12 protein-coding genes are annotated in these 14295 nt (G+C 36.0%); 10 read left to right on the forward strand and 2 right to left on the reverse strand.

What is annotated here, in order from left to right; all coding sequences use genetic code 11:
- Positions 1–527: 527 nt before the first annotated feature.
- Positions 528–1769, reverse strand: a complete 1242-nt coding sequence (locus tag GXZ93_04120; GenBank protein HHT78964.1) for a 2,4-dienoyl-CoA reductase — start codon at positions 1767–1769, stop codon at positions 528–530.
- Positions 1770–2424: 655 nt separating this feature from the next.
- Here GXZ93_04120 and GXZ93_04125 point away from each other — a divergent pair.
- The 10 genes from GXZ93_04125 to GXZ93_04170 all read left to right on the forward strand — a co-directional run bounded on the left by GXZ93_04125 (position 2425) and on the right by GXZ93_04170 (position 13658).
- Positions 2425–3645, forward strand: a complete 1221-nt coding sequence (locus tag GXZ93_04125) for a pyridoxal phosphate-dependent aminotransferase (protein ID HHT78965.1) — start codon at positions 2425–2427, stop codon at positions 3643–3645.
- Positions 3646–3700: 55 nt separating this feature from the next.
- The gene (locus GXZ93_04130; GenBank protein HHT78966.1) at positions 3701–5197 is read left to right on the forward strand and encodes a trypsin-like serine protease; all 1497 of its coding nucleotides are present in this window, start codon (positions 3701–3703) and stop codon (positions 5195–5197) included.
- Positions 5198–5289: 92 nt separating this feature from the next.
- Positions 5290–6717 carry a diguanylate cyclase gene (locus GXZ93_04135; protein HHT78967.1) on the forward strand — a complete coding sequence of 476 codons (1428 nt, stop codon included), beginning with the start codon at positions 5290–5292 and terminating at the stop codon, positions 6715–6717.
- 192 nt (positions 6718–6909) lie between these two features.
- Positions 6910–7578 (forward strand): fumarylacetoacetate hydrolase family protein, encoded by a 669-nt coding sequence (locus tag GXZ93_04140; GenBank protein ID HHT78968.1) that lies wholly within the window; start codon positions 6910–6912, stop codon positions 7576–7578.
- A gap of 83 nt (positions 7579–7661) precedes the next feature.
- On the forward strand, positions 7662–8834 hold the full coding sequence (locus tag GXZ93_04145) for a hypothetical protein (protein ID HHT78969.1): 1173 nt from the start codon (positions 7662–7664) through the stop codon (positions 8832–8834).
- 129 nt (positions 8835–8963) lie between these two features.
- The gene (locus GXZ93_04150) at positions 8964–10067 is read left to right on the forward strand and encodes a hypothetical protein (protein ID HHT78970.1); all 1104 of its coding nucleotides are present in this window, start codon (positions 8964–8966) and stop codon (positions 10065–10067) included.
- Between the two features lie 68 nt (positions 10068–10135).
- Entirely contained in the window at positions 10136–10783 is a 648-nt protein-coding gene (locus GXZ93_04155; GenBank protein ID HHT78971.1) for a cobalamin-binding protein, read from the forward strand.
- 50 nt (positions 10784–10833) lie between these two features.
- A complete protein-coding gene (locus GXZ93_04160) occupies positions 10834–11694 on the forward strand; it encodes a class II aldolase/adducin family protein (GenBank protein HHT78972.1) in 861 nt (286 codons plus the stop codon).
- A 133-nt stretch (positions 11695–11827) separates the two neighbouring features.
- Positions 11828–12616, forward strand: a complete 789-nt coding sequence (gene surE, locus GXZ93_04165) for a 5'/3'-nucleotidase SurE (protein HHT78973.1) — start codon at positions 11828–11830, stop codon at positions 12614–12616.
- Positions 12609–13658 carry an HD domain-containing protein gene (locus GXZ93_04170; GenBank protein ID HHT78974.1) on the forward strand — a complete coding sequence of 350 codons (1050 nt, stop codon included), beginning with the start codon at positions 12609–12611 and terminating at the stop codon, positions 13656–13658. The genes surE and GXZ93_04170 overlap by 8 nt, the downstream gene beginning before the upstream one ends.
- Here the strand turns inward: GXZ93_04170 and GXZ93_04175 are convergent.
- Positions 13650–14282, reverse strand: a complete 633-nt coding sequence (locus tag GXZ93_04175) for a hypothetical protein (protein ID HHT78975.1) — start codon at positions 14280–14282, stop codon at positions 13650–13652. The two genes, GXZ93_04170 and GXZ93_04175, sit on opposite strands and share 9 nt — an antisense overlap.
- Between the last annotated feature and the right edge of the window lie 13 nt (positions 14283–14295).

Genomic DNA, 14295 nt, shown 5'->3' on the forward strand with positions numbered 1-14295 from the left:
AATATATTAATAAAAGTATTAATACAATTTACGTTTTTTAAGATAGGTAAAAAAATTTAACCGGGAGTAGCGTTGCTCTTTTAAGCAAAGAAGTATTTTATATCTATAAAAGATATAAGAAACTTCTTTTTTATTTTTTTAGGGAAAAGTAATTAGCGAAAGAGTAAAAAATTGAGTTATGTCCATTATGTCCAAAATATGATGTTCGGTTATTAGAAAGAATTCCAATAAGACTGAATTTCTTCAGGCTGTAAAAGAAGTTCCATACATGTATTGGAATCCGTTTTTGGCATCATTCCAGATATGTCAGGGCAGAAATACCGGAGAGAAAGAAAAATAATTAAGGAATGCTCATATATTATAATTGCAGTGTTTATAAAAGTTGCTGAAGCATTGCTGAAACAATGCTTGCTCAGGGGATTGCTTGGCAGCTGCATCTGGCAATTAATATATTTTAAAAATAAATAACAACAAGCCTGTAAAGAGATAAATCTGTCCAGGCTTGTTGTATAAAAAGTTTCTTTTATTTATGTCCTTTTGGCTTTAAGAAGACCTTCTTCTCTTCTTATTTTTCTCAGAGCTTCCACATATTCTTTGTCATAAGTGCAGCAACCCACATTTTTCTGCCTTATAAGAAGTTCGATACACTGATCACATGCTGTGCACCATTTTACTTCATCATCTCTGTTTTCCTTCATTTTTGCTGCCATTGCCGAATCAGCCAGAGACTGTCTTCCAATGGCAATCATATCCGTGACCCCGTCTTTTATATTCCTGTTGCCCCAGTATCTGATTGAAGCCTCTTCTTTTTTAACGGCCTGGAGATTATTGTTGCCGTTATTTAATACTGAATATGCGGAGCCTATAACCACAGTTTCAGGCTTTAAAACACTTCTGACTGCTTTCTGGAATGTAAAATGCAGATAGACATCATCAGGTATTTTTTTGTCAGGCTGAGATAATGCAAGGGTAATAGACGGGCAACCCGCAGACACCAGTATATAGTCTGCACCTCTTGCTTCCAGATTTTTTACAAGATCAAGAGACTCACTGATGTCCATCAGGGATGAATCCGGTCCAGCGCTTCCGCAACCACCGGGAAATCCTTCCCATACAGATACTTTTGAACCAATTATGAAAGCCGGATCATTTATTTCTTTCTGAATTCTCTCATAAATAGTATAAGCAAATCTTGTCCTGTTTTCCCAGGAGCCACCAAATTTCCATTTCCTGTCATTGTAAGGCCTGAGTATCTGGGAACCAAGGTAGCCATGGCATAGTTTCATGTCAATACCATCAGCGCCGGCAGCATGAGCAATTTTTGCGGAAATAACAAAATCATCCATAATTTTTTCCATTGCTTCCTCTGTCAGCAGTTCTCCTCCGAAACCCGGCAAAGGTTTTACAGTAACTCTTTTAGAGAAATCGGGATGGCTTATTTCGCCTGAATGAGTCAGCTGGAATAGAAATATTGTCTTCGGATTTATCGACTTCATCTCCTTCACAAATTTTGCAAGAGCTTTTTCGTTTTTTGGCATGATGCTAAGCTGCATTTTTCTTGAACGGCTTTCATATCCTATTGTGATAGCTTCAAGAACAACTACTCCTGAGCCGCCTTCAAAATGTTTTCTGTATCTTCTGTAAGTTTTTTCACCCGGATTTCCTTCTTCGTCCGCATCGCAACATTCCATTGCATTAATTGCAATTCTGTTTTCAGAAATCTTGCTTCCTATTTTAACAGGCCGGAAAAGGTAGTTGGTTTCACTCATTTTAATCTCCCTTCAAAAATATTTTATTATATTGAGACCGAGATTATCTATTATGAAATTTACTCTATTTTATTATTATTTAACGTAAATGAATATACTGACTTGGGATAAAACCGGTAATATACCAGTAAAATAATAGTATATTACTTTTAAAAAACCTTGTAATTTTTCTTTTCCTCTGAAAAAGAACTTTCAGTACGGTATCCTGCTTCCGCATAGTGATTTTGTGCTATGATAAACCTGAAATGCTTCCTGCCGATAAAGGTTTTTTTAAATTGCTTTCTGGCAGTCCATCATGATTTATATTTCTATTGATGAGCTTATAGCAGTCTCAAAATCCTTCGGTTTCAGCCACATATCTATTCTTAGCTTTATCGGAGTAATTATAAGGAAGCACAGCTGATCCTGCCGATTATCCGGGTGATGCAGTAACTTTAAGCTTATTATAATAAGCCTCTTTCCGGCAAAATGAGATACAGGTAATATGCGATTATATAAAGTGTTCTTATCCTGGAAGTATTCTTATCCTGGCGATAAATTTGGATTAAATTTGGATATATAAACTATATTTTATTTACTTAAAATACTTATTAATATATTATATATTTCCTAAATTATTTCAGATCTTTGGAATTTCTAAAAATCGGAGGAAAATATGTCTGACAATAGTTATGATTTTAATAAAATACTTTCCCAAAGATCGCAGAATCTTGAGGAAAGTCCTACTTTCGCACTTGAAAAAAAGATAGATGCGTTTGATTTGAAATTAAAAAAAGAGGGCAAATTTGTTATCAGGTTTGGAATAGGCCAGCCTGATTTTAATACACCTGAAAATATTAAAGATGCTGCCAGGACTGCAATTGATGAAAACAAGACAAAATATACTACATCAACTGGTATAAAAGAACTCAAGAATGCAATTCTGGAAAAATTCAGAAAAGAAAATAATCTTGACTATGAATTGGAAAATATTTTTGTCGGCAATGGTGCGAAACAGGTTCTTGATGTGATTATCAGAACTTTTGTAAACAGGGACGACATAGTTCTTGTACCGGTGCCTTACTGGGTAAGTTATACCCAGCAGATTATCCTGTCAGAAGGAAAGCCTGTTTTTATCAGATGCAATAAAGATCTTAAGATAGATTTAAATGAACTGGAAAAAACATGCAGCAAATATAAAGGCAGGATAAAGCTGATAATACTGAATAGCCCGAATAATCCCAGTGGCGCAGTCTATAGCAAAAGTGAACTGAAGGCTATAGGGGAAATATGCGCAAAACATGGTATTTTTATAATATCAGACGAAGTATATGAAAAATTTATTTATGGGGATGCAAAACATTACAGCATTGCCGCATTCAGTGAAGAATTAAAAAAAATAACCATTACCGTCAATGCCGTTTCAAAAACATATTCCATGACAGGATGGAGAATAGGTTATTGCGCTGCTGCCGGGGAAATAATCAGCCAGATGGCAAAGATTCAGGATCAGGCTGCATCAAATCCCTGTACGCCTGCGCAGTGGGCAGCGGTTGAAGCTCTTGCGGGAAGCCAGGAATCAGTAAGCGCCATGAAAGCTGAGTATGAGAAAAGAAGAGACTATATTTTCAAAAGGCTTGGCAGTATAAAGAATATAAGGTGTACTCTTCCTGAAGGAGCTTTTTATATATTTCCTGATATCTCGGGATTCTTTAACAAGACAATAAAAAATTCTTTTGATTTTGCAGACCAACTTCTTGAAAATGATCTGGTAGCCGTGGTTCCCGGCGCTGCTTTTGGTGATGATAGATTTATAAGGATAAGTTATGCTGTGTCGATGGATAATATTAAAGAAGGTGTTGACCGGTTTGAAAATTTCTGTAAAAAGATTTCATAGTTGACTGCAAAACATTATAATTTAAATGAGCAACATAATCTAGATAGATTCAAAAATGAAAAGGTTTTTAAAAACAGGTCTGTTTTTTGTTATTGCTTTTATTGTTATTATTTTTCTGCCATATAATATTTATTCCCAGGATAATATTGATACCGAGGCACAGCTCACAATTCAGGACAAGGTTCTTATGGTCCAGCCCTCGGTATGCTTTGTCTCTACATTCTGGTCTGCGAGAGTATATGACGATAATACTGAAAAATGGAGCGAACCTTATTATTACGGTCCGGTTTGCGGAACAGGGTTTTGCGTCAATTCCGAAACAGGCCATATAATCACTGCCGGACATGTCGTAGACATACCTTACAATACATTGAAAAGGGAGATACTTGACCGGTATATTCTGGATGAATATCCGGACGATTATTACGAATTATCTGAATCAGACTGGGATACTATTTTCATTTTCTTTAAGGTGGAGGGAATACAGAAAAGCGCTCCGGACAGAAAGATATTTGTACAGTTCAACCAGGCTGTTGCCTCAATACCTGTGGAAAAGGATGAAAAATTCATACGGGCAGAGTTAATAGAATTAAGTGACAGGAAAAATAAAGATATTGCAATGATACAGATTCAGCCTGTGGCGGGAAAAGCTCTTTCTGCAGCAATTATTGCTGATTCTTCAAGTGTAGAAATTCTGGATCCGGTAAAAATCATCGGATATCCCTGGACTTCTGAAATAGGACAGGATAATCCTTTAAATACAACTGTAACGAGCGGAACTCTTAGCGGAAATATAATGATTGCAGGGAATCAGCTTATACAGATACAGGGAGATGCCAGACCCGGGAATAGCGGAGGACCTGTTCTTAATCTCTCAGGTGAGGTAATAGGTATTATTACAAATGCCACAGACGAAACAAATAACTATCTCAGACCGGGCAATGATATAAAAGTCGTTATGGGAAAGGTAGCAAACAAAACCGGGACTATTGATGAGGAATGGAAAACAGGACTTTTAATGTTCAGGCAGAAACATTACAGCGAGGCGATAAAACATTTCAGCAATGTATTAAATCTTAACCAGACTCATTTCCTTGCTCAGGAATATAAGGCAAAAGCTCAGAACAGTATTGCTGACGACATCCCTCTGGTTCCTGAGGAAAGCGTATCTGATATAAAGGAAACCATGGAAGCGGCAGATACGGAAACAAGCACATCGACTACTTTGGATTTTGAGAAAACTGTCAGAAAAAAAGAGGGAAGAATCGGACTCTTAACTATAATATTTATTGTTACAGGTTTCATACTTCTTGTTGCAGCTGCTGTGTCGGTTTTTATTTTTTTAAGGAAAAGAAATTTAAAGAAAAAAATCTTAAAAAACCGCAATATTGCTGAACCTGCAGAGCCAGTGATTACAGTTGAAGAACTGAAGGCAACAAGAAAGACCGGACTTAAAGACGGAAAAGAAGAATTATTCTGTTCAAACTGTGGTGCAACTGTTAAGAAAAACCAGCCGTTCTGTTCACAATGTGGAGCAAAACTTAACCCTTAAACAATAACTTCGGATACAGGCTTGAAAGTATTGATATTTTTAAATCGGTGTGCAATATTTATTAAAATATTAACAGCATAAATCTATAAAAAATGAAAACTTTTAATAATAAAGCAGAATGTGAAGACAAACTAAAAAGTCTTTATAAGTTCAATGAAATTTTATTGGAGAATTCTCCCAATGGTATTGTTGTTTTAAACCCCGATACTTCAATCGAATACGTAAATCCTGCTTTTGAGAAACTGACAGATTTTATGTCCGATGAAATAATCGGTACCAAACCCCCATATCCCTGGTGGGAGAAGAATGAAATACCGGAAACCTTGAAAGTATTTTCAAAACTGACATCAGGGGAACTATCAAAAGGTGAAGTATCCTACAGGTCAAAAAAAGGGAAAAAACTTAAAGTAATCGTTTTTCACACTATTTTTAAGGAAGATGGCAAAGTCAGGTATTATATTGCAAATATAGTAGACGCTACCGAAGAAAAAAAGAAAGAAAAGAAACTTGAGTACATTTCTTTCCACGACAACCTTACAGGAATTTATAACAGGGCTTATTTTAATGAGGAAATCAAAAGGTTAAGCAAAAGCAGGCTTTATCCTGTCAGCATAATAATCGGTGATATAAACAGTTTGAAACTGATAAATGACGTATTTGGCCATGACAAAGGAGACCTCCTGCTAAAGAAAATAGCGAAGATAATAAAAAAATGCTGCAGAAATGAGGATATAGTATCCAGGTGGGGCGGAGATGAATTTTCTGTAATATTACCGAAAACAAATAAGGAAACAGCAAAAAATATTATTTTGAGGATAAAAAAACTCTGCAGTCAGGAATCCATTAACAAACTGCCTGCAAGCATCTCTCTTGGTGCTGCAACTATTGAAACCGGAAGGCAGAATATAAAACTTGTAATAAAAGAAGCAGAAGAAAAAATGTATGATGCAAAACTGATGGAAAGTAAACATGTGACTAATCTGATTATAGAGGAAATCGAAAATCTACTTACAAGCAGGAACATTGAGAGCAGGAACCATATCAACCGTCTGACGGAGATGGCAAAAAAAACTGCTTCTTTCATTAACCTTAAAAAAAGTGAAACCAGAAATCTTGAGTTTTTATGCAAATTTCATGATCTCGGTAAAATAACGATACCGGAGAGCATAATAATGAAAGCTGACAAACTTCTTGATAAAGAATACAGATTAATAAAGAAAAACCCTGTTATGGGCAGCAGAATAATTGAATCATCCCCAAAAATTGCACATATATCGGAACTGATTCTTTCCTATCATGAAAGATGGGATGGAAAGGGCTATCCGAGAGGATTAAAAGGAAAGGAGATCCCATATCTTTCCAGGCTTTTTTCCATAATAAACAGTTATGATGCAATGACTTCTCAAGATATTTTATACAGGAAGCCCAAAACAAAGGAAGAAGCAGTAGAAGAATTAAAGGCATGTGCAGGAACACAGTTTGATCCTGAGCTGGTAGAGGAATTCATAAAAACTATTTAAAATTTTTCAAACTGTCAGAAAATTACAAATACTCCATACATATATATACATATACATACATATATATATCAGAATATTGTTAATTATTTTGTTTTAAATAGTTTTAAATAATATATGAAATAGCAATTTATTAGAAAAATAAATAAAATAAGCTATAAGATCGATATTATAAATAAGGTAAAAGGGAATGTAATGAATAAATTCAATATCACCACCTATAAACCCGGGAAAATAGTATGTGTCGGGATGAATTATAAAAGCCATATCAGCGAACAGGATGGAAGATTTCCGGATAAACCTGTCTTGTTTTGCAAGGCAGGAACGAGTCTTGCAAAGAATGGTGACAATATCTTATGCCCTGAAGAAGTAAATGAGCTTGATTATGAGGTGGAGCTTGCAGTTGTAATGGGAAAAAAAGCAAAAAACGTCGGTGCCGCCGATATAAATGATTATATCTATGGCTATACAATAATGAATGACATAACAGCTAGGGATATTCAGAAAAAAGAAGGGCAATGGTTCAGGGCAAAAAGTTTTGATACTTTTGCGCCCGTGGGGCCGGAAATAATTTCTGCAGAGCTCATTAAAGATCCGGATAATATTAGTCTGAGAAGTTACGTGAATGGTGAGCTGAGACAGGAATCAAATACTTCGGATATGATTTTTAGTGTTTATGAACTTGTTTCCTTTATATCGAGATCCATGACTCTTGAAGAAGGTGATCTGATTTCTACAGGCACTCCGGCGGGAGTGGGAGCTTTTATGAAGCAGAAAAGTTTTCTGAAGGATGGAGACATAATAACCTGCCATATTGATAATATCGGAGATCTTGTAAACAAAGTCATAAAAAATAATCTATGATTATTTTTTGAAAATTTGATAATTTCCCCTTATAATCTAATTATTAATTAAAAAAACGTTTTTTTATATTTAAAGGGGTTTTTATGAACTCAAGAGAGAAATTTCTTTCAGTCATGAAGATGCAGGGTTCTGACTACCGCGATGTCGAAATTCCGAAAGTAGAGTTCGGTTACTGGGCAGGAACGATAAGGAGATGGTTTAACGAGGGTCTTCCCATGGCTGAGAATATCCCAAAGAATTATTCCAATGGCATTGCTATAATGGCAAACAAAAATATTTATGGAGAAATGGAAAAGGCAGGAGATGTAAATGTCCAGCCGATTTTTAATCTTGACCAGTATCTTACAAAGTTTCCTCTTGACTACAGCCCTATGCTTGAGAGAGAGATAATAGACAAAACAGAAACACATATTACATACAAGGATGAATATGGCGTTACCAATAAAAGTACAATTGACATAACCACTCTTCCGATGGAAATCGATAATCCGGTAAAAAACCGGGATTCATGGTATGAATACAAGCAACATTACGGAAGTGAAACCATTTCAAAAAGACTCCCTCCCAACTGGAATGATGTTGTAAGCAGCCTTAAGAACAGGGATTTTCCCATAAGACTTGGCGGAACAAACGGAGGTTTTCTGGGTTTTCCCAGGCAGATTATGGGAGTAACCAGATATATGATGGCGCTGATAGATGATCCGGAGCTTATACATGATATTAATAATACTTTCTGTAACTTTTTAATAGAATATTACGGTAAAATATGCAGCGATATTGAAATAGACTGCATACTCATATGGGAAGATATGGCATATAAATCAGGTTCGCTTATCTCTCCGCAGCATTTCAGGGAATTTCTCACCCCTTATTATAAGCGTATTGTAAATTTTGCACATGAAGCAGGAATAGACATAATTCTGACAGACAGCGACGGTTATGTTGAAGATCTTATCCCTCTTATAGTGGAAACCGGTGTAACCGGGATGTATCCTTTTGAGATAGCTGCAGGAAATGACATTCTTAAAATCAGAAAATCCTTTCCGGATTTTCAGATCATGGGAGGATTCGATAAGAGAAAAATGTTTGCCGGGAGCAGCTATGACCAGATTGATAAAGAATTGGAAAAAATCAGGGAAATGCTGAAAAAAGGGAGATATATACCTCATACCGATCATTTTGTTTCCGAAGACTGTACTTTTGATTTTTTTTCCTACTACAGAAAAAAACTTAATGAGATTATTGATGATTTTTAAAAAATCAGACAAAACCGGTATGACCGGCAGCAGTATTGTTTTTTTGCAGACCCTTTGAAGCTGCTGTTGGTTTGTGATATTAAAAATATTTTTATTTAAAGTAAATAATATTTTTAGATGGGAGGAAAATTGATAGAGACAAAAAACATAATTCCAGTTGAAGGGGAACCTGATATAAACAGGCTTCTTGCTGCTTTCAAAAGAAAACCTGTAGACAGGGTGCCTAATTTTGAAATTCTTATGGAAGACAAACATGTTGAAAAAATTCTTGGCAAGTATGCGGGCAATACGCTTTCCTATGGAGGAGATCCGGCAAAAGGTGCAAATGCCGAAGCAGGAAGACCTATGTATCCCGATGATTTTATTGACCTCTGCTGCATAACAGGCCAGGACGCGCTTCTGTTTGACGGCGGGCTTTGGACACCTTTTAAGGCGCAAGATGAAAACGGAAACTGGGTTCCCGCATACAGCAGATCTGTAAGGACAAGAAAGGAATTTGAATCATTAAAACTGGAATCAGAGGAGAGCATAAAAAGCACTATCAGCTATGTGCGGGAATATAAAGATGCAATCAAAAGAAGAGGCAAGAAAATAGGAGTTTCTGTCCTTTATGGATGCATATCGCAGACATTGTATGAGTTTGTTGTGGGAATGAATGATTTTATGATGATGGTTTACGAAGACAGGGAACTGGTTGAGGAAATGCTTGAGACCTCAACAGTTCATTTCGTAAATCTCACCAAGGCTCTTGTAAAAGAAGGCATTGACTTCATCTTCCCTTCGGATGATGTTGCCTTCAAAACGGGCTTGTTTATACCGCCAAAAATATTTAAAGAAATCTGGGTTCCCAGGATGGCAAGAATATTTGAACCTGCTGTAAATGCCGGTATTCCGGTAATGTTTCATTCAGACGGTAAAATAGACGATATTGTTGAGGATCTGATAAATATGGGACTGGACTGCCTGAATCCTCTGGATCCATATGGAATAGACTACAGGGATTACAAGAAGAGATACGGTTCACGTTTGTGTCTCTCAGGCAATGTAGATGTTGAGTTTCCTTTGGGGAACGGTACTCCGGAAGAGGTGGATTCGGATGTAAAAGCACATATGGAAGTATTAAAACCCGGCTATGGTTATGTAGCTACCTGTTCTCATTCGATTGTAAATTACATACCGCATGAGAATTATATTGCATATATAAATGCGATACATAAATATGGAAAGTACTAAGAGTAATCCGGATGATTAAATCCTTAAAATAAATCAATAACAAAACAAAAGGATGAAAGGTATCATAGATGTCTACTATATTAAATGATATTTACGAACTTACAGTTCAGGGAAATTACAATGAAATCGGAGGGGTAGTTCAGAAAGCTGTAGATGAAGGAATAAAAATTGACAGCATTATAAATGAATCACTTTCAAAAGCCATGCTTTATGTGGGCGATAAATTCGGTGAAGGAGAATTATATATGCCGGACATGCTGCTTGCTGCAAAGACAATGAAAACAGCAATGGACATCCTAAGACCTCTGATGAAAGGTGACGAGAATCTCTCTGAAAAAGGTACATTGGTGATAGGCACGGTCAAAGGTGATCTGCATGATATTGGAAAGAATCTTGTTATCACAATGGCAGAGGGACAGGGTTTTAAAGTAATAGATCTGGGCATAGATGTTGATTATGAGAAATTTGTGGAAGCTATAAATGAGCACAAGCCGGATATTGTTGCATTTTCGGGACTACTTACAACTACTTTGGGAAATATAGCGGAACATATAAAAACATTGGAAGATTCCGGTCTGAGAAAACAGGTTATTCTGGCAGTTGGAGGAGCACCGGTTACAAGAGAATTTGCTGACAGATACGGAATTGAGATTTATGCTCCTGATGCTTCCACTGCAGCAAAAGAATTTGTAAAAGCTTTGTCAGAAAAAAAATAAAAAAGTAAAATATCAATTATAATTTACAAGCTTTCGTACAAAGGATAGAAATGGCAAATATTAAAAACATAAGAAAAGCCTTATGTGAGATCGGGAAACTATGTTTTAACAGAAATCTTCTGGATTCAAGCGGCGGGAATATATCGATCAGGGATGGAGACAAAGTATATATTACTCCGAGACAGGCAGGAGAACATCATCAGTGGTCAATTGATGAAGACTCGATAATTGTTACAGACTTGTGCAAAGTACCGGTGACAGGCGAGTCGGATAAAATTACAAGGGAAGCCATATGCCATTATTATATCTACCATGCTTTTCCAGATATCGGGGCCGTCCTGCATGCCCATCCCCCATATATGATGACTTTCGGTTCTGCGCATATGGATATTCCGGCAGTTTCAGAGGGAACAAGATGCGTTATAAGCCCTAAGATACCTATAACGCACATTGAAGAATCAGTCCCAGGCTCAGAACAGCAGGCAGTAAGGATAGTGGAAAATTTTGAATGGAGAAGGAAACAGGATCCTGATGCGGGACTTATATGCGGTATTCCCTTTCATGGGGTTTTTTCTGCGGCAGTCGATCTTAATTATGCTTATCTGTATGTCGAGGTTGCGGAAACAAACTGCAAGATACTTATAAACAGACAAATAATGTTTGGAAACAACCCTAAAGCTGATTTTTCTATCCATCATGATATATCCCGGGAGGAAATATCAACTATTGCCCAGTCAAAAGAAGTATGCCCTTCAGGACTGAGATACAGGGATGCATTTGGCAGGGAGACTACTTATCAAAGCAATAAAGATAATGGTCAGACTTTTTCGGAAAAAAGAAATACCGAAATTTCTGAAGATATGGTAAGCAAAATAACCAATGAAGTTTTAAGAAAGATAAAAAGGGATTGATTCAGTATCTTTTAAGCTATTCTTTTCTTAGGGCATAAGATGGAAAGTAAAATCGGAAGCAATATTGAAGCTATTTAAGTTTTTAATTAATAAGTAAATTAAAAACTTTTTACTTTAATATGTTTTAAAAATTATGAAGAAAAACGAAAAAAAACTTATTTTGCTTACAAATGATGACGGTATAGAGGCCGAAGGCATTAATGCGCTTTATAAAGTCTTCTCTCAGGAAAAGGATTATGACGTCAGGGTAATAGCGCCTCAGTTCGAAAGAAGTGCGGTAGGTCATGGCATAACGGTCTTTGACCCCATATGGGTTAAAAAAGAATACAGAAACGGTATATTCTATGGTTATGTAGTTAATGGCACTCCTGCAGATTGTGTGAAACTATATAGCGAACTTATTGGGGAAAAACCGGATCTTCTTGTTTCAGGCATAAACCGCGGCTCAAATATCGGTGAAAATATAATTTATTCCGGCACAGTTTCGGCAGCAATCGAAGGAATATGTAATGACATATCCTCAATAGCTGTATCCCTTGACAGCTATATTGATACCAACTATTCATTTGCGGCAAAATTTTCAAAGAAGATTTCCGATCTTGTGCTTAAAAACAATAATATGCCTCCAAAGATGCTCCTTAATATAAACATCCCCGACCTTTCCGAAGATAAAATAAAGGGGGTAAAAATAACAAGACAAAGCGATGCAAAATTCAAGGATTTTTTTCTTAAAAGAACCGATCCGCGCGGCAGGGATTATTATTGGATGGACGGAGAATTCGTTGAGATTACCCATTGCAATGACAGCGATTATTGCGCTTTAAAAGAGGGTTATGTTTCAATAACTCCTATCCACTACGATATGACTGATTACAGTAAATTATCTTTTCTGGAAAAATGGGAAATAAAATTAGATGAATAATAAAAAGAAGCAATATATTAAAGATATAAAGGCAGGAAATATAGTCAGTTCTTCTTTTCTTGTCGTAAGAAAAGAAAATAAAAAAGATAAAAACAACAAGGATTTTATTGATGTTGAACTGCAGGACAGCACAGGCAGGATTAATGCAAAAATCTGGAATGATTCAATCCCCAGGACTGAAACATTTGCAAAAAAAGATATTGTATTGATTGAAGGCAGGGCAGAAGATAGCTTCGGAAAACAGATAAATATAAAGAGTCTTAAAAGATTAGAGTATCAGGACAATGATTCCTCTTTTTATGATTTCAAGAGCAGAAAAGCCGACCCGGCTTTTCTAAAGAATCTGACGGATTTCCTGAATGATATGATTTCGAATATAAGCAATATTTTTTTAAAGAAATTGCTTAAAAGTTTTTTTGACGAGCCGGATTTTCTGGATAAATTCAAATATTCCACTGCTGCAGTAAAAAACCATCATGCGCTTGAAGGAGGTCTTCTTATACACACAATGTCAATGGTCAGGCTTTGCAATTTTGTAGTTGATTTGTATAAGGAAAACATGATTATAGACAAAGATATGGTTATTTGCGGAGCTATACTGCACGATATCGGAAAAACAGTAGGGTATTCAGTTGAAAATTTTTTGGATATTAATGATGAAGAAAGCCTTATAAGCCATATAAGCATCGGATACGGCATGGTTCTTGAAAAAATAAATTCCATCAAAGGTTTTCCCGACAGAACAAGGCAGGAACTTCTTCATATAATTTTAAGTCATCATGGCGCAAGGGAATTCGGTTCTCCCGTAGAGCCGCAGACTCTTGAAGCAATAGTGATTTATAATGTAGACAGACTTGATGCGGATATTGATCATTATTTTACACTGCTACAGGACAGTTTGGAGACTAATGTATTTCAATATTCAAATTACTTCAGAAGAAAAATATATATTAAAGACAGCAATGCAGCTGAGGGCAAAAATAATACTGAAGATTCCGGCGAAAAACAAAATAATAATTTTCTGCAGGATAAACTACTTTAAAATCAGCACCAGCCCTATAAGAACAAACATTATATGTAACACCAGGATATAAATAAGCATGCAGGTAAAAACAGAACTGATGTTGAAGTTTGCAATATCTGAGAAAGTACCTGAAAAATTTTTATAGGTATTGTTTATATTGACGGTAATGTCATCAATGTTTTTACTTATTTTGGTAAGATCAGCTGAATTTGTATTAATATAAAGAGCGGTTTTCCCTATATCGGAAGATAATAAAGAAAGACTGTCTCCTACTCCAATGAAATACTCATAGGATTTCTCAAGGGGCCTGTAACCAAGTATTTCAAAATTTATTGTTTCGGCAATATCATAGAATGCAAATGAAGAGGTTCCAAGTAATTCCTGAGCATTTGCGAGGGTCTCCTCAACCTGCTTTAAGGTAAGAGATGCATTTTTAAGACCTTCTGAAGTATCTCTCATCATATCTGATACTGACAATATGTTTTTATCCAGAGAAGCGCCAAAATCAGCTTCTTCCCGAGTGAAAGATAAATTTTTTTTAAAATATACCAATCCTGTCACGGATAAAGCGCAACCTGATACTCCAAAAAGAATCAATATAATTGAGAAAATATATTTTATTAAAGATTTTTTGGCATCCATATAATTCTCCTTA

The sequence above is a fragment of the Actinomycetota bacterium genome (assembly GCA_012837825.1).
Classification (GTDB): domain Bacteria; phylum Actinomycetota; class Humimicrobiia; order Humimicrobiales; family Humimicrobiaceae; genus Humimicrobium.